The 20,591-nt window shown below is 65.8% G+C and carries 18 protein-coding genes and 1 pseudogene; 14 read left to right on the top strand and 5 right to left on the bottom strand.

Translation table 11 applies throughout. The features are described from left to right. Position 1: 1 nt before the first annotated feature. From trbL to BLT40_RS11340, 5 genes and pseudogenes are all read left to right on the top strand, one after another. Positions 2-1,207: a P-type conjugative transfer protein TrbL gene (gene trbL, locus BLT40_RS11360; protein WP_176809150.1), complete on the top strand. Its 1,206-nt coding sequence runs from the start codon at positions 2-4 to the stop codon at positions 1,205-1,207. An 8-nt stretch (positions 1,208-1,215) separates the two neighbouring features. After that, positions 1,216-1,647 (top strand): annotated as a pseudogene (locus BLT40_RS11355) (hypothetical protein); the annotation flags it as partial. A gap of 34 nt (positions 1,648-1,681) precedes the next feature. After that, positions 1,682-2,662, top strand: coding sequence for a fimbrial protein (locus BLT40_RS11350; protein WP_090353147.1), 981 nt, complete (start codon positions 1,682-1,684; stop codon positions 2,660-2,662). A 77-nt stretch (positions 2,663-2,739) separates the two neighbouring features. Then, positions 2,740-3,285: a DUF2058 domain-containing protein gene (locus tag BLT40_RS11345; RefSeq protein WP_043696536.1), complete on the top strand. Its 546-nt coding sequence runs from the start codon at positions 2,740-2,742 to the stop codon at positions 3,283-3,285. Between the two features lie 12 nt (positions 3,286-3,297). Further along, on the top strand, positions 3,298-4,284 hold the full coding sequence (locus BLT40_RS11340; protein ID WP_090353144.1) for an NAD-dependent epimerase/dehydratase family protein: 987 nt from the start codon (positions 3,298-3,300) through the stop codon (positions 4,282-4,284). A gap of 72 nt (positions 4,285-4,356) precedes the next feature. On the opposite strand, the gene BLT40_RS11335 is transcribed toward BLT40_RS11340, so the two are convergent. Then, a complete protein-coding gene (locus BLT40_RS11335) occupies positions 4,357-5,415 on the bottom strand; it encodes a bifunctional transcriptional activator/DNA repair enzyme AdaA (RefSeq protein ID WP_090353141.1) in 1,059 nt (352 codons plus the stop codon). Between the two features lie 120 nt (positions 5,416-5,535). Further along, complete coding sequence (locus tag BLT40_RS11330; RefSeq protein WP_090353138.1) at positions 5,536-6,879, bottom strand: MFS transporter; 1,344 nt, start codon at positions 6,877-6,879, stop codon at positions 5,536-5,538. A 139-nt stretch (positions 6,880-7,018) separates the two neighbouring features. Here BLT40_RS11330 and cyoA point away from each other — a divergent pair, with 139 nt between their 5' ends. From cyoA to BLT40_RS11300, 6 genes are all read left to right on the top strand, one after another. Further along, entirely contained in the window at positions 7,019-8,092 is a 1,074-nt protein-coding gene (cyoA, locus tag BLT40_RS11325; protein ID WP_218124548.1) for a ubiquinol oxidase subunit II, read from the top strand. 70 nt (positions 8,093-8,162) lie between these two features. Continuing rightward, entirely contained in the window at positions 8,163-10,136 is a 1,974-nt protein-coding gene (cyoB, locus tag BLT40_RS11320) for a cytochrome o ubiquinol oxidase subunit I (protein ID WP_197056653.1), read from the top strand. Between the two features lie 52 nt (positions 10,137-10,188). Continuing rightward, positions 10,189-10,764: a cytochrome o ubiquinol oxidase subunit III gene (gene cyoC, locus BLT40_RS11315; protein WP_214442890.1), complete on the top strand. Its 576-nt coding sequence runs from the start codon at positions 10,189-10,191 to the stop codon at positions 10,762-10,764. Further along, positions 10,761-11,171 (top strand): cytochrome o ubiquinol oxidase subunit IV, encoded by a 411-nt coding sequence (gene cyoD / locus BLT40_RS11310; RefSeq protein WP_036109351.1) that lies wholly within the window; start codon positions 10,761-10,763, stop codon positions 11,169-11,171. The genes cyoC and cyoD overlap by 4 nt, the downstream gene beginning before the upstream one ends. Beyond that, positions 11,168-11,950 carry an SURF1 family protein gene (locus BLT40_RS11305; protein WP_090353134.1) on the top strand — a complete coding sequence of 261 codons (783 nt, stop codon included), beginning with the start codon at positions 11,168-11,170 and terminating at the stop codon, positions 11,948-11,950. The genes cyoD and BLT40_RS11305 overlap by 4 nt, the downstream gene beginning before the upstream one ends. A 39-nt stretch (positions 11,951-11,989) precedes the next feature. Beyond that, positions 11,990-12,913, top strand: coding sequence for a DUF535 family protein (locus BLT40_RS11300; RefSeq protein ID WP_090353132.1), 924 nt, complete (start codon positions 11,990-11,992; stop codon positions 12,911-12,913). On the opposite strand, the gene BLT40_RS11295 is transcribed toward BLT40_RS11300, so the two are convergent. The 3 genes from BLT40_RS11295 to BLT40_RS11285 are packed head-to-tail and all read right to left on the bottom strand — an operon-like array spanning position 12,910 to position 16,976. Next, positions 12,910-15,390: a TonB-dependent siderophore receptor gene (locus BLT40_RS11295; protein WP_255364000.1), complete on the bottom strand. Its 2,481-nt coding sequence runs from the start codon at positions 15,388-15,390 to the stop codon at positions 12,910-12,912. The two genes, BLT40_RS11300 and BLT40_RS11295, sit on opposite strands and share 4 nt — an antisense overlap. Positions 15,391-15,414: 24 nt before the next feature. Further along, the gene (locus tag BLT40_RS11290) at positions 15,415-16,437 is read right to left on the bottom strand and encodes a FecR family protein (RefSeq protein WP_090353125.1); all 1,023 of its coding nucleotides are present in this window, start codon (positions 16,435-16,437) and stop codon (positions 15,415-15,417) included. Beyond that, positions 16,434-16,976, bottom strand: coding sequence for an RNA polymerase sigma factor (locus BLT40_RS11285; protein WP_090353903.1), 543 nt, complete (start codon positions 16,974-16,976; stop codon positions 16,434-16,436). Before BLT40_RS11285 ends, BLT40_RS11290 begins: the two co-directional genes overlap by 4 nt. A gap of 249 nt (positions 16,977-17,225) precedes the next feature. On the opposite strand from BLT40_RS11285, the gene BLT40_RS20450 reads away from it, so the two are divergent. From BLT40_RS20450 to BLT40_RS11275, 3 genes are all read left to right on the top strand, one after another. Next, positions 17,226-17,648 (top strand): hypothetical protein, encoded by a 423-nt coding sequence (locus tag BLT40_RS20450; RefSeq protein ID WP_218124547.1) that lies wholly within the window; start codon positions 17,226-17,228, stop codon positions 17,646-17,648. 30 nt (positions 17,649-17,678) lie between these two features. After that, a complete protein-coding gene (locus BLT40_RS11280) occupies positions 17,679-18,803 on the top strand; it encodes a methyl-accepting chemotaxis protein (protein ID WP_218124546.1) in 1,125 nt (374 codons plus the stop codon). Positions 18,804-18,920: 117 nt separating this feature from the next. After that, a complete protein-coding gene (locus tag BLT40_RS11275; RefSeq protein WP_090353122.1) occupies positions 18,921-20,570 on the top strand; it encodes an ArnT family glycosyltransferase in 1,650 nt (549 codons plus the stop codon). Positions 20,571-20,591: the final 21 nt, after the last annotated feature.

Genomic DNA, 20,591 nt, shown 5'->3' with positions numbered 1-20,591 from the left:
CATGTCGTCTCCGCGCCGCATTCCCGTCCTTCTGGGTGTTCTTCTCCTGTTCGCATCCGCCGTGGCCGCTGGCCAGGACATCGAGCCGGGCAAGCTGGTCACGTCCGCGGAGGGCGCGATCGCGAAGGCCTTCGACATAACGCAGGTCCTCGACGCCGCGAAGACGCTATTCTGGTCGCTCGCGGTGATGAGCCTGGTCTGGACCATGGGGATGCTGATTCTCCGGCAGGATCTCGGCGAAGTGCTGATCGAACTCATCCGCTTCATGATCGTGACCGGCACGTTCTACTGGTTGCTCATCAACGCGAGTGACGGGCAGGGTGACGGCGGATTTATCGCCGACATCGTCGATTCCTTCTTCGAGATGGAGAATGACCTGGGGCGAGTTACCTTCGGGCGCCATGCCGACGGCTTCGTCGCGCGTGGGCTGGCGACTTATTTCAGCACCCTCGACGCTACCCGGACCGGCAGCGACCCCGACCAGATTCTCGCAGGCGGTATCGCGGTGCTGATTCTCGTCCTGCTCACCATCGTCGGCGCGCAGTTCCTGGTGGCGCTGGTCATGGCATGGCTGCTTGGCTACGCGGGCATCTTCCTGCTCGGGTTCGGCGGGGCGCGGTGGACCTCGCAGCTTGCCGTGAGCTATTACAAACATGCACTGGCCGTCGGCATCACTGTCCTGGTGCTCGGCCTGCTCGGCGCAGGTGGTCATCGCGTCATCGACCGGATCTCGACGGTCAGCATGAATTCCGCGGATCCGCAGTTCTTTTTCCTCGGGATGATGCTTGCCGTATCGGTCCTGGTACTCGTGCTTGCCGTTCGCATCCCGCAGTTCTTCTACACGATGGTGACCGGGTCGCAGCTCGGTGTGCTCGCGGGTTCCGCGAGCGTGATCGGCAGCGCGATCGCCACCGGCGGCGGCGCGGCCATCGCGGCGGCGACCGGGCGCGTGCCCGGCGCCAGCCCGGCTGGCGGTATGGGCGCCGCATCGAGCGCTCGCACGGGGTCCGTGATGGATGCGGTGCACCGCTCGGCCGCGTCCGGCAGCAGTATGGGCGATCCTTTCCACGTCGCCCCGGGTTCCGATCCGTTCGGCGTGTCACGCGGTGCGGACGCGGTGCGTCGCGCTGGCAGCGTTTTTGGACCGGCCGGTGAAACACGTCCGGGCACGGATGTGGCGGAACGCCGCGAAGGAAACCTGTCGTGATCGATACGCTGCCCGACATCCCGCCGCAACACCAGGAGATGGTGGCGTGCTCGCTTGCCGCGTCGCTGGCGTATGACGTGCCGACCAACCTGCTTCTCGCCGTTGCCGAGAAAGAAGCCGGCAAACCCGGGCAATGGGTCCGCAATGAGAACGGCACCTACGATGTCGGCTCATTGCAGTTCAATACCGCCTACCTGCGCGAGCTGTCGCGCTTCGGCATTTCGGCGCGCGACGTCGCCGCACCCGGATGCTATCCCTACCTCCTGGCGGCCTGGCGTATCCGCGCACATCTTCGCAACGACGCGGGCGACCTTTGGACGCGCGCGGCGAACTACCACTCCCGGACCCCACGTCACAACGCACGTTATCGCGCGGACCTGATCCGCCGTGCCGGTCGCTGGTCCGCCTGGCTGGACACGCATTTTCCAACCCACGACGCCGTCGTGAATTCCCTACCTTAAGGAACGAGGCCTGATGAACTACCGAACGATGCACCGCGCCCTGGGCGTGTTGCCGCTGCTTGTGCTCGCCGCGCCCGCGATAGCGGCGGAGAATGGCTGCTACTGGTCGGCCGATGGCAATTATCAGCTTGGGCAGACGGCGCAGATCACGGTGTGGAACGACATGCCGCCGGGGCAGCAGGTACGGGACGAGAAGGCGCATGGCGATGGCAACATCCTGGCCACCTGCATGCGCGGGCAGGCGACCTTCGAGGGCGACTATACCGTGGCACGCGACGACGGCATGGTGACGCTCACGGTCGACGGGCAGCCGTCGGGCTTCGGCATCGAGGTGTATATCGAAGAGCGGGACGGGAGTGACCGTCGTTATTTCCCACACCGCTACCAGCGGACCTTTCGCCTCGGTGAGCCGGTTCGCAGCAACGACGCCGACATCGGCTACCGCGTCGTGCGCACGACAGGTCCGGTGCGCTTCGGTCGCGTCGATTCCCGGACCATCGCTCAGCAGTGGACGTATCAACCCGACGGTGCCAGAACCAGGGCCTTTCGCCACCTGAAGATCTACGAGCTCTACTTCGTGCGCCCCACCTGCAGCATCAGCGGCGACACGCTCAACCAGACCGTCGACGTGGGCCGCTATCACGTAGGCAACTTCGCGACCCCGGAGCGAGCCACACCCTGGGTGCCGTTCTATTTCAGGGTGGAGTCCTGCGCGGAGCCGGTCGGGATGATCGCCAGTTTCACCTTCGGTAAGGCGACGGACGCCGATCCTGTGCTGGATGAGCTCTTCTCCCTGACCGGCCCGAAGAACGTCGGTCTCGAAATCGCCAGCGACGATACGAAGACGACGCTCCGACCCGGCGTGCCGTTCCTGGTCAACGCCGTGGGCACCGGCCGCTCGTATCAGTTCAACGCGCGTCTGCGTGAAACCCAGCCGACGGTGCGCGGTGGCGAGTTCCGGCGTCCCCTGCTGGTGCAGGTCGAGTTCTTCTGACGGCCGCGTGACGCCCCGGTCCTGCCGCTCCCGTTCGGCGTTAGAATCGGGGACCTCGCACGTACGAAATCGCCGATATGCGCAATCCGCTCCAGGAACAGCTTCTCAAGGCCGGCCTCGTCAAGAAGGACAAGGTCGCCAAGGTCGCCCGTGAACAGGCCAAGGCCCGTCAGGGCAAGGCTCCCGCGCCGGATGCGGCCGATCAGGTCGACGTCCGCCGCCTCCAGGCCGAGCGGGCCGAGCGCGACCGGGCTCTGGCCGCCGAACGCAATGCCGAGGCCCGGGCAAAGGAGATCCGCGCCCAGGTCCGGCAGATCATCGAGACCACGAAGGTCAAGCGCGAGGGCGACATCGCCTATCGCTTCAACGACGGCGACAAGATCGCCAGCATCTTCGTCAGCGAGTGGCTGCGCAACCAGCTGGCCTCGGGGGCGCTGGTCATCGCCCGTGCCGGCGACGGCTACGAGCTGATTCCCCGTCTGCCCGCGGACAAGATCCACGCCCGCGCGACCGACATGATCGTGCTCGACCACGGCCGCAAGGAAGGCGATCCGCTGCCGACCAGCGACGATGACGACGACTACTACAAGCAGTTCGTCGTGCCGGACGACCTCATCTGGTAAGGCGGTCGGCGCATGACCGTTCTCGTTACCGGTAGTGCGGGACACCTCGGCGAAGCCCTGGTGCGACGCTTGCGAGCGGAGGGTCGCGAGGTACGCGGCCTCGACATCAAACGTTCGCCCTTCACCGACATCGTAGGCTCTATCGCCGATGAGACGTTCGTGCGTGACGCCATGTCGGGCGTGACCGCTGTGATCCACGGCGCGACCCTGCATAAACCGCACGTCGTCACGCATTCAAAACGACAGTTCGTCGATACCAACGTCGCGGGCACCCTCGCCTTGCTCGAAGCTGCCGTATTGCATGGTGTAAGCTCGTTCGTCTTCACCAGCACGACGAGTGCTTTCGGCGCGGCGTTGTCGCCGGCGCCCGGCGAGCCCGCCGCCTGGATCGATGAGGGCGTCGTGCCGGTACCGAAAAACATCTACGGCACGACGAAGATCGCCGCGGAGGACCTTTGCGAACTCGTCGCACGCAAGGATGGCCTGCCGGTACTCGTGCTGCGCACCTCGCGTTTTTTCCCGGAGGATGACGACAGCGCACAGGTGCGCGACGCGTTCGATACCGCGAATATGCAGGCGAACGAGTTGTTGTACCGGCGCGCGGATATCGAGGATGTCGTTGGCGCGCACGTGCTCGCTGTCGAGCGCGCACCCGCGCTGCGCTTCGGTCGCTACATCGTTTCGGCGACCACGCCGTTTTCCCGGGACGACGTGGACGCGTTACGCCACGACGCGCCCTCGGTGGTACGTCGCCTCTATCCTGACGTGGATGCGCTGTACGCCGCGCGTGACTGGCGCTTGCTGCCGTCGCTGGATCGCGTTTACGACAGCGCGCGGGCGACGCGTGATCTGGGTTGGACGCCGAAACGCGATTTCGCGTTCGTGCTGACGTGCCTGCGCGAGGGTGTCGACTTCCGCAGCGACATGGCACGGGCTATCGGGAAGAAGGGTTACCACGATGCGGCGTTCGGGGACGGACCGTATCCTGTGATCGGTTGAAGGCCGCGCCGTCTTGCAAGCCACCGGTGGGCGCTGACTCCTGGCAGCGATCCGCGCTTCGGCGCGGCAACCCTACCTCAGCCCCATGACTTTTCGCTCATGGCGCAACAACCACTCCTTGCGCCACAGCCCGCCGCCATACCCGGTCAGCGATCCATCGGCACCGATCACCCGGTGACACGGAATCACGATCGCCAGCTGATTCGCTCCATTGGCGCGCGCCACGGCACGCACCGCGGTGTGTCTTCCCGCGGAGGCGGCGATCTCCGAATAGCTCCGCGTCGTCCCCGGCGGGATCGCCACCAGCTCATCCCACACCGCTTTGGTAAACACCGAGCCATGCAGGGCCAGCGGCGTCTCGAACACCAGCCGCGTGCCCGCGAAATAGTCGCGCAGGTCGCGCTCGATCCGGTCGATCACCGGCGTGCGCCCGAATCCGATCGATGAGCGGGTGGACTCGCGCAACTTCTTCAGCTCGGTCGGCAGCGCCGTCCGGTCGAAGAATTCCAGCAGATGCAGGGCGTGCGAGTCGGCCACGGCCAGCATCGTGCCGATGGGCGACTCGATCCAGTCGGCCCTGAGCAGCTCACGCCCGCGAAGCGCCACCGGCACGTCGCCGAGCAGGCGTACGATCGCCTCCCGGAACCCGCTGCCAGACTCGTACCCGGCCGACTGCTGGGCCTCGATGACGGTGGCCCCGCCGGCCAGCTTGTCCACCCCTTGTCCGGCCCGGCGAAGACGGGCCATGTCCAAAAAGGTCAGGCCGAGGTGGCGCTTGAAGCTGCGCCGCACCGTCGAGGGGTCGTAGCCCAGTTCGGTGAGGTCGTCCTCGGACCAGATCCGCTCAGGATCGTCCTCGAGCCGCTTCAGCAGGGCCGAGACCATCGGTTCGCGCTGGCCTACGGGATCGAGGGGGCGACAACGCAGGCACGGCCGGAAGCCGGCTTCGAAACAGCCGGCGATCGAATCGTAGAAGCGGGTGTTCTCGAGCAGCGGTTTGCGGGCCGGGCAGGTCAGCCGGCAGAACACGCCGGTGCTGGTGACCCCGACGAAGACATGGCCGTCGTAAGCCGGGTCACGGTCGAGTAACGCTCTGTATAAGGTGTCGTGGTCGGGCAGGTCGAAAAGCATGCCGCATAGCGTAAGGCAAGCTGGCGGCGCCGGAGCACGCGAATCGGGCGGCTATTTCCGAAGGCCCCGACGGCCTTGTCGGTAACCGGGGAGCCGTGTGGCCGCTCCCCGGTCATCGCGTCAGGCCTTGTTGCGGTCGGTTTCCAGCGCGCGGTTGATGCGCAGGGCCAACAAGGTGCAGGCGGCGCCCGAGAGCAGATAGATGCTGACCGCGCCGAGGCCGAACCGCATCGACAGGCCCAGTGCCACCAGCGGGGCGAAGGCTGCGCCGAACAGCCAGGCGAAGTCGGAGGTCAGCGCCGCGCCGGTGTAGCGGAAACGCTTTGCGAAGTTCGCGGTGACGGTACCGGCCGCCTGGCCGTAGGAGAGGCCGAGCAGGGCGAAGCCGATCAGCAGGAAGGCATCCTGCGCCACCTTGCCGCCGCCCAGAAGCCACGGGGAGGCAATGGCGAACAGGCCGATCAGCACCGCCATGGTGCCCAGGGTGTTGCGACGCCCGAACTTGTCGGCCAGCACACCGGAGGCCACGGTAGCCAGGACCGCCACGAAGGCGCCGACGATCTGCACGATCAGGACGTTATTGATGTCCTGCGAGCGGTTCAGCGAGATCCAGGACAGCGGGAAGATCGTCACGATGTGGAACAGCGCGTAGCTGGCCAGGGCGGCGAAGGCGCCGATGAACAGGTTGTAGCCCTGAGCCCGGAACATCTCGATGATGCCGATTGGCTCCAGCTGGCCCTCTTCGAGCAACTGGGTGTACTCCTCGGTCACGACCAGACGCAGGCGGGCGAACAGGGCCACCACGTTGATGGCGAAGGCCACGAAGAACGGGTAGCGCCAGCCCCAGCCGAGGAAGTCTTCACGGGACAGCTGGGTATTGAGGAAGAGGAAAAGCGACCCGGCGATCAGGAAGCCCATCGGGGCGCCCAGCTGGCCCAGCATCGCGTACCAGCCCCGCTTTTCCTTGGGGGCGTTGAGCGAAAGCAGGGAGGGCAGGCCATCCCAGGAGCCGCCGAGCGCAATGCCCTGCAAGAAGCGCAGCAGCGACAGGATCACGATGACCTTGTAACCGCCGGTGGTATTGGCGGGCAGGAAGGCGATGCAGACCGTGGAGGTGCCCAGCAGGAACAGGGCGGCGGTCAGCTTGGTGCCGCGGCTCCAGGTCCGCTGGATCGCCATGAACAGGGTGGTGCCGATCGGGCGGGCGATGAAGGCGAACGAGAAGATCGTAAAGGCCAGCAGGATCCCGTCCAGCGGACTGAGGAACGGGAAGAAGACCGACGGGAACACCAGCACGGACGCGATGCCGTACGTGAAGAAGTCGAAGTACTCCGAGGCGCGGCCGATGACGACACCGACGGCGATCTCGCCGGGGGCGACCGGGGCATGGCTGGTCTGGTGCTGGCGGCGGACGTCCTGTTCGACGCCTGCAATCCCTTGATGCGCTTGCGAAATGCTCGTCATCGTACCCGGCCCGGCTGGAGAGTTGGCTACAGCATAGCGAAGCTTGAGGTCAATGGCTCGTAGACCATGGGACAATGTGTCCTATGGCCTTGCCCACCCGTTCAGCGTAAATTTTATGGTCCCCACGGTTGCCTCCATCATGCGAATGTCCTTGAAGATGTTGCGCGGATTGCTGATCCCCGCCCTTGCCCTGTTGCTTTCGGGCTGCGATGCCGTGCTGTTCAGCCCTTCGGGCGACATCGCGAGGCAGCAGCGCGACCTGATCATGATCTCCGTGGTGCTGATGCTCATCATCATCATCCCCGTGATCGTGATGACCTTCCTTTTCGCCTGGAAATACAGCGAGAAGAACAAGAATCACAAGGGCTACGACCCGGACTGGAACCACTCGACGGTCCTCGAGCTGCTGATCTGGTCGGCTCCCCTGCTGATCATCATCGCGCTGGGCGCCATCACCTGGACCAGCACGCACAAGCTCGATCCCTATCGTCCGCTCGACCAGATCGATGCCACCCGCCCCGTCGCCCCCGGCACCAGGCCGCTGGTGGTCGAGGTCGTGGCGCTGGACTGGAAGTGGCTGTTCCTCTACCCGGAACAGGGCATCGCCACGGTCAACGAGATGGCGGCCCCGGTCGATCGCCCCATCGAGTTCCACATCACGGCCTCGTCCGTCATGAACGCGTTCTTCGTCCCGTCGATGGCCGGCATGATCTATGCCATGCCCGGCATGGAGACGAAGCTGCACGCGGTGATGAACAAAACCGGCGATTTCGAAGGCATTTCGGCCAATTACAGCGGCGCCGGCTTCTCGGACATGCGCTTCACCTTCCATAGCCTGTCCGATGAGGGCTTCGACAGCTGGGTCGCCAAGGCCAAGGCCAGTGGCGACACGCTCAGCCGCGAGGATTACCTCAAACTCGAGCAGCCCAGCGAGAAGGACCCGGTGCACTTCTACGGTACCGTGGCACCCAACCTCTACAACGCCATCCTCAACCGCTGCGTCGAGTCGAACCGCATGTGCCAGAGCGACATGATGGCGATCGACAAGCAGGGTGGGCAGGGTGTCGTGGGTACCTACAACGTGACCTCGCTCGACGCCGCGACCCGCGCCCGGGTAGGTCTGGCCGATGCCGGCCCGCGCTATGTCGGTGCCTACTGCCTCGGCGCCGGCGTGGCCGGCCAGCCGATGACCCCTGCCGGACGTCCGCTGTAACAGCGGCCGCCTGATTTCGATTCAAGCCTTAGCGAGTCCGGTAATGAACATGCCCGATCTAGCCAAACTGATCTTCGGACGCCTCACTCTCGATGCGATTCCGTACCACGAGCCCATCCTGATCGCCACCTTCGCGGGCGTCGCCCTGGGTGGCATCGTGGTGCTCGGTCTGATCACCAAGTACAAGCTGTGGGGCTATCTCTGGAAAGAGTGGTTCACCAGCATCGACCACAAGAAGATCGGCATCATGTACATGGTGCTCGGCATCATCATGCTGCTCCGCGGCTTCGCGGACGCGCTGATGATGCGTATGCAGCAGGCCATCGCCTTCGGCGACAACCCCGGGTTCCTGCCCCCTCATCACTACGACCAGATCTTCACCGCCCACGGCGTGATCATGATCTTCTTCGTGGCGATGCCCCTGGTCACGGGTCTGATGAACTACGTGGTGCCGCTGCAGATCGGCGCGCGCGACGTGGCGTTCCCGTTCCTCAACAACTTCAGCTTCTGGATGACGGTCGCTGGCGGCCTGCTGGTCATGGCCTCGCTGTTCGTCGGTGAGTTCGCCCGTACCGGCTGGCTGGCCTACCCTCCTCTGTCCGGCCTCGCGGCCAGTCCCGATGTCGGTGTCGACTACTACATATGGTCGCTGCAGGTGGCCGGTGTCGGCACCACGCTGTCCGGTATCAACCTGATCGCCACCATCGTCAAGATGCGCGCGCCGGGCATGACCATGATGAAGATGCCCGTCTTCACCTGGACCTCGCTGTGCACCAACGTGCTGATCGTCGCCGCCTTCCCGGTGCTGACGGCGGTGCTGGTGCTGCTCGCGCTCGACCGCTACGCCGGTACCAACTTCTTCACGACGGACTTCGGCGGCAACGCCATGATGTACGTCAATCTGATCTGGATCTGGGGTCACCCCGAGGTCTACATCCTGGTGCTGCCGGTGTTCGGCGTGTTCTCGGAAATCGTTTCGACGTTCAGCCGCAAGCGCCTGTTCGGTTACGCCTCGATGGTCTACGCCACCGTGGTCATCACCGTGCTGTCGTACCTGGTCTGGCTGCACCACTTCTTCACCATGGGTTCCGGCGCGAGCGTCAATTCGTTCTTCGGCATCACCACGATGATCATCTCGATCCCGACGGGTGCGAAGATCTTCAACTGGCTGTTCACGATGTACCGTGGCCGCATTCAGTTCGACGTGCCGATGCTCTGGACGATGGGCTTCATGGTCACCTTCGTGATCGGCGGCATGACCGGCGTCATGCTCGCCGTGCCCCCGGCCGACTTCCTGCTGCACAACTCGCTGTTCCTGATCGCGCATTTCCATAACGTGATCATCGGCGGCGTGGTGTTCGGTGTGTTCGCCGCCATCAACTACTGGTTCCCGAAGGCCTTCGGCTTCCGCCTCGACCCGTTCTGGGGCAAGTGCTCGTTCTGGTTCTGGCTGACCGGCTTCTACTTCGCGTTCATGCCGCTGTACGTGCTGGGCTTCATGGGCGTTACCCGCCGCATGAACCACTTCGAAGATCCGTCGCTGGCCATCTGGTTCCGTATCGCCGCCTTCGGCGCGGTGCTGGTCGCTCTGGGCATCGCCTCGTTCCTGATCCAGATCTTCGTCAGCATCCGCAACCGTGAGAAGCTGCGCGACGTCACCGGCGATCCGTGGCACGGCCGTACCCTGGAGTGGTCGACCTCGTCGCCGCCGCCGGACTACAACTTCGCGTTCACCCCGATCATCCATGACTCGGATGCCTGGTGGGACATGAAGGAGCGCGGTCACGAGCGTCGCCTCGGTGGCTACCTGCCGATCCACATGCCGAAGAACACGGCAGCGGGCGTGGTCATCGCGGGCTTCGCCTTCGTGGTCGGCTTCGCCATGATCTGGCACATGTTCCTCATCGCCGGCCTGGCCTTCGTCGGCCTGCTGGTGAGCGCCATCACGCACACGTTCAACTACAAGCGCGACTACTACATCCCCGCCGACGAAGTGGCTCGTACCGAAGCCATCCGCACGGAAGAGCTTGCCGCCCATGTCTGATAATCACGCTTCGCCCGCCGTCGTCGCGGATGGCCAGAAACTCGAGTTCTGGATGAAGGAAGATCACCACCCGGCCAACGGAACGTTGCTCGGGTTCTGGATCTACCTGATGAGCGACTGCCTCATCTTCGCCTGCCTGTTCGCCGTCTACGGCGTGCTGGGTCGCAGCTACGCCGGTGGCCCCTCGGGTGCCGACCTGTTCGAGCTGCCGCTGGTCGCCGTCAACACCACGATGCTGCTGCTGTCTTCCATCACTTACGGCTTCGCCGTGCTGGAGATGCAGAAGAACCGCAAGGGCACGATGATGGCGTGGCTGGTCGTGACCGGTCTGTTCGGTCTGGCTTTCCTCGGCATCGAAATGTGGGAGTTCGCGCACCTGATCCACGAAGGTGCGGGTCCGCAGCGCAGCGCGTTCCTGTCCTCGTTCTTCACTCTGGTCGGCACCCACGGCCTGCACGTGACCTTCGGCTGCATCTGGCTGGTCACGCTGCTGTTCCAGGTGGGTCGCTTCGGTCTGACCGCCGCCAACAAGCGTCGCATCATGTGCCTGTCGATGTTCTGGCACTTCCTCGACGTGGTCTGGATCGGCGTCTTCACCTTCGTTTACCTGATGGGAGTGCTGCCGTGAGCGCGCACATCGAATCGCACGATCACCACCACGACGATCACCACGATCACGACGACGGTGCCAGCCACAGCACGCTGAAGGGATACATGACGGGGTTCTTCCTCGCCGTGTTCCTCACCGCGATCCCGTTCTGGCTCGTGATGGGCAAGGTCATCCCGAACTCGCAGACGCTTGCGATCGTGGTGCTCTTCTTCGCCGCCATCCAGATCGTGGTCCACATGATCTACTTCCTGCACATGAACACGAAGTCGGAGGGTGGCTGGAACATGCTGGCCCTGATCTTCACCCTCGTGCTGGTGGTCATCACGCTCACGGGTTCCATCTGGGTCATGTTCCACATGAACGCCAACATGATGCCGGGCATGTCGCATGACATGACCGAGCAACAGGTCAAGAACCTGCCTTGAGCACCAGGGTTCCAAACGAACCCACGACGCCGCGCCCTCCGCGCGGCGTCTTCGTTCTGGCCTTGCTGGCGGTGCTCGGCACGGTGCTGTTCGTCGCTTTCGTCGCCCTGGGCACCTGGCAGGTGCACCGCCGCGCGTGGAAACACGACCTGATCGCCCGCGTCGACCAGCGCGTGCATGCGGAGCCGGTCACCGCGCCGGGCCGTGGGCAGTGGCCCGTGGTCAGCGCCGCCAACGACGAGTACCGTCGGGTCAGGCTGACCGGCACGTTCCTGCAGGACAAGAGCGTGCGTGTGCGTGCCAGCACGGAGCTGGGCATGGGTTCGTGGCTGATGACCCCGCTGCGTACGCGTTCGGGCGACACGGTCATCGTCAACCGCGGCTTCGTGTCCACGACATGGTGCGGCGGCAAGGCCACCTGTACCCCCGGTCCCGCCGGTGAAACCACGATCTCCGGCCTGTTGCGGATCAGCGAACCCAAGGGTGCGTTCCTGCAGGACAACGACCCCGCGGGCGATCGCTGGTATTCCCGTGACGTGGCGGCGATCGCCGCGGCCAAGGGTCTGGACGACACCGCGCCCTATTTCGTCGACGCGGACGCGGCTTCCTCGCCCGGTCGCGGCGAGGGTAACGAAGGTCCGGTCGGCGGGCTGACCGTCATCGCTTTCCCCGACAACCATCTGTCCTACGCGATCACGTGGTTCGGTCTGGCCCTGATGACCCTGCTGGGCGCCTGGATCGTCTGGAAGGACCAGCGCAGGAAGCGCCGTATCTCCTGAGGGCGTTTCAATTTCCCCCGCCCCGGACGTCTTGGGTAGATGCAGACGCCTTACCCCGAGTCGCAAGCGATGCACGACCTGACCCTGGCCTGGGCGACGCCCCGCCAGCGGCGAGGCACGCTGGCCCTGGTGCTGGACCACGCGCGACGCCGTGCTTCCCTGCGACGCAAAGGCGCGGTTCCGGAACGGCGCCTCACCTATCTGCTTCGTTCGCTCGCGGCCTTTCGGCGGCAGACGGCATGGCTGGGCATGGTCGGGCGCTCGCGGGCGATGCGTGCGGCCGCTGAGCTCAATCCCCGCGTCTATGAGCGCTGGCAGCGCCATTACATCTCACGCGACTTCGATCTGGCGACGTCCGCCCGCCTCGTCGAAGCGCATTACCGGTTTGTCGCCCGGGAGTTCCCGGAGCGCCTGCGAGAGCGTCTGATCCGCGGTCACGACGTACGCCTGGCGACGCTGCCGCTCGGTGGCGGTGAGGTGGCGTATCTGCATGCGCGCGCGCCCGAGCACGAAGCCACGGGCGAACTCGGCCTGTTCCTGCTCAACGGCGACAAAGAGGTGATTTCCTCCTGTGCGATCACGTTCGGCGGAACGGATGGCCTGCTGGTCGGCGCCATGCGCGGGTCGTGGGCCTACCTCGGGCGTGGTGCGATCGCGCGGTTCACCCGGGCCACGGGCGGTCTGCGTCCGCGCGACCTGCTGCTCGCGGTGGTTCGGGCGCTGGCGACGTATTTCGGCATCGACCGGGTGCGCGGCGTGTCCCGTGACGCGCATCCGCTGGATCGTCGGGCGGGCGTTACGGCGGCGTCCTATGACCGCTTCTGGCGCCGGCATGGCGGTGTCCCGGGTATCGACGGGTGTTACGAGATTCCGCGCATCGGAGCGAGCAGCGGCCGCGATGAACGCGATACGTTCCGGCGCGAAGCCTGCGAGGTCGCCCTGCGCTCGTTCGCGAAGGCCTAGAAGTCGTACGAACCCGAGAGCAGGACGACGCGCCCCTGCCTTACAGGTACGAAGGTCTCGTCGAAATTCACCGCGTACAGCGTACGGGCGAAGAGGTTCTTCACGCCCAGCGTCAGCCGCCAGTTCCTGCCGTACCGCGACACGTTGGTTTCCACGCTGGCCTGGCCGGGAATGCCGAAGTACTGCCCATCGCCGCTGGTCCGCCCGATGCTGCGGCTGCGCGCGAGGATGCCGGCGCCGACGCCCCAGGGTTTGGTGTCGCCGTCGCCGAAACGATAGCTCGCCCATGCGGCGGCCTGATGTCTGGGAGAACCGGTGGGGCGGGTGTCGTCGTTGTTGTGGATACGTGCTTCCGTCACGCTGGCCAGCACATCGAGACCCTCGGCGACACGACCGGAAAACTCCAGCTCCACGCCGCGGTTGGTCTGGCCCGGTCCGGGCGTGGCGAAGAACGGCGGTTCCGGCGATACCAGGTCGACGCTGTGATCGACATGGATGCGATAGACCGCCGCGGTCAGTCGCGCGCGATGGTCGAACAGGTCGAATTTGCCGCCGACCTCCACCTGGCGGGACGTGGCGACGGGCAACGGCTGGCCGTCCTTGCCCAGCAGCGGGTCCGGCTGGAAACCCGTCGACGAGTCGGCGTACAGCGCTATCCCGGGCGTCAGCTTGTAAACGACGCCCAGCTTCGGAATCCAGCGCGCCTTGCGGATCGTGCGGGGAGACCCGTCGGTCCAGTGCGTCTCCAGCTTGTAGGTCGTTCGGCGCAGGGCGGCAAGGACGTTCCAGTCGTCGCCGATCGCGATCTGATCCTGCAGGTAGACGCCGGCATTCGTTTGCCACGAACCGCCGAGCGTCTGCACCGTGGTACTCACCGGCGCGATCAGCGCATTGTATTTGGCGGACATGGTCGCGCCAGTGCGCAGGTCGTACGCCAGCGGACGGGTCGTTACGTAGGCATCGCGATCGGTGACGTCGTCGGCGCCGCTTTCCGTTTCGGTTGTCGTGCCGCTGACGCCGTCACCCGCGTGGGTGCGGGCGAGGTCGACGCCGACCAGAACCGTGTGCGTGACGTCGCCGTAGCGGAACGTGCGGGTGAGGTCGTTCTGCCAGGTCCAGTAGGTGCCGGTGTAGCGAAACGAGCGCGCGACGGCCGACAGGACGTTGCTCTGCGTGCCGAAACCGCTCGATACGTACGACCAGCTGTTGCCGTCGCTGCGCTGGCGGACGTACTGACCCTGGCTGTGGAGCGTCCAGTCCTCGAACTCGTGATCGAGCTCGAACACGGCGCGTCCGGTGCGGTAGGTCGAGGTGTCGCCCGGTGTGCCGGGGACGGAGCGATACGGCGACGCGGAGGCCAGCGAGGCACCGAGCAGGACGGTGTGCTCCGGTCCGGGGACCCGGTTGTCCACGAATTCCAGCCCGCCCATGACACGGGTGCGCTCGCCTTGCCATGCGAGCGACGGCGCGACGTAAGCGCCATGACCGCCACCATCGCCTTCGTCGGTTTTCTCGCCGCGCTGCCCCGCCGCGACAAGGCGGTACGTCACCGAACCGTCCTTCGATGCGGTGCCCGCGAGATCGATACCGAGCCTGCCACCGTCGTACTTGCCCAGTGAATACGTGAGCGTGCGCACCGTCTCGGCCTGTGGCCGCTTCATCACGACGTTGACCGAGCCACCGAAATTATTGTTCTGCGACGCGTCGCCAAGAATGGCTTCGGGGCCGCGCAGCACTTCGACACGTTCGATGCCGATCAGCGGTGGCAGATCCTCGGTGCGAGCGATGCCATTAGGCATGCCATCCGTCATGCCATGGCCGGCATCGAAACCGCGGATGAGAAACAGCGGCGCGCCGCCATAACCGTCGACGTACTGCACACCGGCGACATAACGCGCGACATCGCCGATATCGACCGCCTGTTGTGACTCGATCACGTCGCGTGTCACCACGGAGATCGACTGCGGCACATCGGTCAGGTGGGCATCGTTGCGCGTGACGCTTCGGGTGGTGTCCGCCTTGAAACCGCCGTCCTGCACCAGACCCTGCACGTCGACCGTCGCCAGCGGAACGACATCCGCCGGATCGAAGGGAGCGGCCGGATCGCCGGGCGCCGGCGTCGCGTTGCCGGGTTTCTGCCGCTGGCGCACGACGACCGTGCGGGCGTCATAAGACTCCCGCTCGAGATCCGTGCCCTGCAGCAGTTCATCGAGGGCGGCGTTCGGCGTAAGAACACCCTGCGCACCACCGGATCGCCAGCTTGCGATCGAGCCGGACGCGGTGAGCACCTGCACGTTGGCCTGCTTACCCCAGGCCAGCAGCGCCGTGGCCAGCGGCTGCGGCGCGATGGCGAACGCGACGGGAGCGGAGCTGAAACCATCGGCCGGAACCTCGGCGGCGCAGGCGGCGCCGTGCGCGAGCACTAACGCCAGCGCGCCGGAGATTGCGCGCCGGCGCCCGCGAAGCGAGTACTGCAAGACCTGCGGCCCCAACGGTGGTGTTCAGCGCGGCCTGGCACCCCGCGTCATGGCGGTCTGACGGGTGAGTTCCAGCCGGTCGGTATAGGCATCGACGCGCACCGGAAACACCCGGGGCAGGGCCGCCACCCAGCTGTCGATGGTATCGACCTGCACGGTGCCGGTAAACGTCAGCTTGCCCAGTGCCGGATCGGCGAGGCGGATGGGCCGGCTGCTGTAACGGTTGACGTTGTCGACCACGGACGACAGTGGTTCATTGACGAATTCGAGCCGATGGCCGCGCCACGCGGTAGCCGTGGCCGGATCCACGTCCAGAATGCGCATGGCGTGAGTCTCCGGATCGAATGAGACTTCGCGCCCGGCACCGAGTTCGATGGTGCCGTCGTCGCCCTGAGCGCCCGTCGGCGATACCTGCACCCGGCCTTCGGTCACTGCCACGGTGACCCGGTCGCCGGTGCGGCGCACGTTGAACGCCGTGCCGAGGTCGCGAATACGCAGCGGCCCGGCATTGACCACGAACGGACGCTCGGCATGCGCCACCCGGAAGAAGGCCTCGCCCGCGTCCAGATCGATCGCCCGCTCGTCGTGGCCATAGCGCGTGGTTACCGAGGTCGCGCCCCCCAGCTCGATGCTGGAGCCATCGGGCAGGTCGATATCGCGATGGCCGGCACGTTCGCTGGCGTACTGGCGGGTGGATGCCTCATGGGACGGACGCAGGCCGATGAGTGCGCCCGCCCCGAGCAGGGCCAGCGCCGCCACCGCAGCGGCTGCCAGCGCGATGCGCGGCCGCCTTGCACGATCCGGATGGAGCGGGGCCGGGGCGTAACGCTGCACGAAGCGTTCGCGCAGCGACGGGGCCATGGCGCCCGCCGCCTCGGCCAGCGCCGAGGCGCGCTCGAACGCTTCCGCATGGCGCGGATCGGCCTCGAGCCAGTCGCTCCAGTCCAGCAGCGCCTGTTCGGGCAGGTCGGGATCGCGCAGCTGGGCCCACCAGTCCGCGGCGGTGTGTTCGACAGGGCGATCGATGCTAACGGGGGTCAGGGTCATGAGGGGTTCTCCGCGCGGTCGCGGCGTTCTCGGCAATGCGCCAGGGCATTGCCGACGTGGTAGCGCACCATGCGCTCGCTGAGCTTCATGTCCTTCGCGATGGAGGCGAAGTCGCGTCCGTCGATCACGTGCATGACGAAGGCGCGGCTGGTCTTGGGCGGCAACTCGTCCAGAGCCTGACGCAGGTCGCGCCATTGCTCATGGGCCGACGCGTGTTGTTCGGGAATCGGCGTGACATGCCAGTCGTCGGCATCGGGATCGACCGGAGCCAGTGCGCGTACGTTACGCATCCGCAGCTTGTCCACGGCCAGATTGGAGGCCGCACGGAACAGAAACGCACGCGGCGAATCGATCTTCGTCGCGTCGTCCAGCGCCAGCAGCTTCAGATAGACCTCCTGGGCCACTTCCTGGGCGTCGGCAAGCGAATTCAGCCGTGCCCGCAGGAAGGCGACAAGAGCCGAGTTGTGCTCGCGGAACAGGGCGACCACCTGGGCGGCGCGCTTGCCCCCCGGTGAGGCGCCTGCCTCGGAAGAGTCCATGGTGTGTCTGACCGCGTTCATGGGGCTGGGTATCAATGGTCGCACGGTGGGAAATCGGCGCCCGTACGGGCAGGGACGAACGCCGATTTCCGCACCGGCGAACACCCTAGACGTGCCAGCTACGGAAAATTGAAATGGGCGCCTTCACATCTTCGTCGGCCGATACCGGTCAAGGCGTGGTGGACCTTGCCGATAAAGGGCCTATCCCTCACGATGCAAGCGGACTGCGTCTCCATCCGGTCCCCAGTCATGACGTCCTTCAACCGTTTTCGTATCGCCACCCGGCTTGCCGTCCTGGGTGCCATTCTCCTTGCCGCAACGGTCATCGTCGGCATCGGTGGCTGGCGCGGCCTTGCCCGTATGCACGAGGTCCAGGTGGCGTCGGCCCGTACGGCGCTGGCCTATTCCACCGCGGCGGGTACCGCTCGCGTGGCCCAGGTCGACTTCAAGAAGCAGGTCCAGGAATGGAAGGACCTGTTGCTTCGCGGTGCCGATCCCGCCGCCTTCCAGAAGTACCGCGCGGCGTTCGGCACGCAGGCGGACGCCGTGAAGGCGGACCTGGAGCGCCTGCGTGCGCAGCTGGCCGGCGTGGGGTCGTCCGGGGCCGAAATCGACGCCATCGAAGCGACGCACGCCATCCTGCGCGAGAAATACCTTGCCGCGCTTGCCTAATACGCGGCGTCCAATCCGGGAAGTGCGCACGTGGTCGATGGGCTGGTGAAGGGAATCGACCGCGCTCCGACGGCCGCGATCGATGACATCGTGGCCCGGGTGCAGAAAGAGTCGGCGGTGACCTCGGCCCGTCTGGAACACGAAAGCACCGCGGCCTTCCGCGCCGCCCTGGTCCTGCTCGGTGCGGTCGTGCTGGGCGCGGTCGCGCTCGGCGGGGTGATCACCGTGCTGCTCGCGCAGAGCATTACGCGGCCGATCGGTCGGGCCGTCTCCGTCGCCGAAGCGGTGGCCGAAGGCGATCTTTCGACTGACATCCTCGTCCACGGCCGTGACGAGACGGCGCAGTTGCTGGGCGCACTGGCCCGCATGAACCGACAGCTGCGCAAGGTCGTGACGACGATCCGCCAGGGGGCGGAAGAAATTTCGCAGTCGACCGGTGAGATTGCCGAAGGCAACCTCGACCTCTCGTCGCGCACGAGCGAGCAGGCCGCCGCGCTCGAAGAGACGGCCTCGTCCATGCAGGAATTCACGAGCAGCGTGAACGGCAATGCCGCGAACGCGCGCGAGGCGCGCGGCATCGCTGAAGCGTCGTTGCTCGGCGCGCAGGAAGGCGAGGTCGCCATGCGCGACGCGGTCGACGCAATGGACCGCATCGCCGACGTGTCCGGCCGGATCGCCGACATCACCGCCGTCATCGACCGGATTGCCTCGCAGACCCACATCCTCGCACTCAACGCGGCCGTGGAAGCCGCACGTGCCGGTGAGGCGGGACGCGGTTTTCATATCGTCGCGGCGGAAGTACGCACGCTGGCGGGTCACTCGAAGCAGGCGGCCAACGAGATCCGCCTCCTGGTGGACGAATCGGTCGAGACGATCGCCGACGGCGCCCGCCGCATCGGCAGCGCAGGCAGCGCCATGACCGAACTCTCCAGCGGCGTCGAGCGCATGACTCACTCCGTGCGTTCCATCGCTACGGTCAGTGACGCCCAGGCAGCGGGCATCCTTCAGGTGAACGAGGCCGTGCGTCAGATCGACGAGGTCACCCAGAGCAATTCGGCCCTGGTGGAAGAGGCCGCGGCGGCGGCCGACGCCGTGAAGCAACGGGCGCGCGAACTGGTCGACAGCGTGGCCTTCTTTCAGCTCGACGCCGCCTGATAAGGCGTCTGTAAGCGTCTGTCACAAGAGGTCGGCTAGGATGGCGCGACCTCAGCCGCCGTCCCATGTCCGCACTTGAACGACGAACGATCCTCCCGACGTGAATTTCTCTGGTTCATGCTCATCGCCCTGGCGGTGCTGGCGGCGGGAATAGGACTGCGCGACCCGTGGCCGCCTGACGAACCCCGCTTTGCTCTCGTGGCGCGGCAAATGCTCGAATCCGGCCAGTGGCTGTTTCCCCATCGTGGGATGGAGCTCTACTCGGACAAGCCGCCGATGCTCATGTGGACCGAGGCGGCGTGGATGTGGCTCACCGGTGGCTGGCGTGGCGCCTTCCTGCTGACCTCGCTGTTATCGGGCCTGGGCACGCTGGCGCTGGTCTGGCACGCCGGGCGCCGTCTTTGGGACGCTCGCACCGGTCTGTACGCGGCGATCGTCGTGCTGTCGACGATGCAGTTCATCGACGTGATCCGGCATGCGCAGATCGATCCGCTCTCGCTGTTCTGGATCACGCTGGGCAACGTCGGCATCCTGATCCATTGCCTGCGTGGTCCGAGCTGGCGCATGTACTGGCTCGGGTGCTTCGCGGCGGGGCTCGGGGTGATCACCAAGGGCGTCGGTATCGTCGCGCTGCTGATGTTGATTCCTTACGGCGTCATGCGTTTCCGGCAATGGCCGGGCGTCACGCGCACGCAGGGCGACGGCTGGCGCTGGGCTGGCGGTGCGCTGGCTTTCCTGATCGCCGTGTCGCTCTGGCTCGCGCCGATGCTGATCGCCGCGTACGGGCTGCGCACGCCGGAATACCTCGCCTACGTGCAGGACATCCTGTTTCGCCAGACGGCGGAGCGCTACGCCAACTCCTGGCAGCACGCGGAATACCCGTGGTTCTTCCTTGGCGTCATCCTGCAGGAATGGGTGCCGGTATGGCTGCTGATTCCCCTCATGCTGCCGCGCTGGCGCGAGGCGTTGCGCCTGCGCGAGCCGCGCGTCTGGATGCCGCTGGTGTCGTTCCTGCTCATCCTGGTGTTCTTTTCGATTCCCCGGGGCAAGCGGGCGATCTACATCCTGCCGGCCTTGCCGATGCTGGCGCTGGCGATCGCGCCTTACCTCGGCGAGTTGCTGAAGGCACGCTGGTTGCAGCGGTTCTGTCTGGCACTCACCGCGATCTGCGGCGCCGTATTTGGCGGCGTCGGACTGTGGGCGCTGCTGAAGCATCCACGAGCGGCGCAGAAGATGGCCGCCCGCTACGAGCTGACCGACGGCGGCCATACGTTGTGGCTCGCGCTGGTGGTGATCGGTGTGCTGTTCCTCGTCTGCGCGGCGCTCTGGCGGACGCGACGCGGTGTCATTGCGTTGCTGGTGGGCATGGCGGCGGGCTGGATCGTCTGGCCGGTGATGACCTACCCGGCGTTGAATGCCAACGAATCGGCGCGACAGGTGATGATGCGCGCCGACCAGCTGATCGGCGCCGACGGACAGCTTGGCCTGGTGTTGTGGCGCGAGGAAAACCTGTTGCAGGCCGTGCGGCCGGTGAAGGAGTTCGGGTTCAGCAGGAGCGGTCCGGAGCAACTGGGCGATGCGCGTGCCTGGCAGAGGGAAGATCCTGCCCATCGCTGGCTCCTGGTGACCGGGCAGGCGTTGGACGACTGCGTGGTGAAGGAGCGGGTGCTGTTCGTCGGGCTGGCCAACGGGCTACGGTATTCCTTGCTGCCCTCGGCGGCTTCGAAAGCGGCGTGCGTGCCGTCAGGGCTCGTGACCGATCGCTAGAAGCTTTCGCCAGCAGGGCTG

This window comes from Dyella sp. 333MFSha, assembly GCF_900102405.1.
Classification (GTDB): domain Bacteria; phylum Pseudomonadota; class Gammaproteobacteria; order Xanthomonadales; family Rhodanobacteraceae; genus Luteibacter; species Luteibacter mycovicinus.
This window is presented reverse-complemented; position numbering and strand designations above follow the sequence as displayed.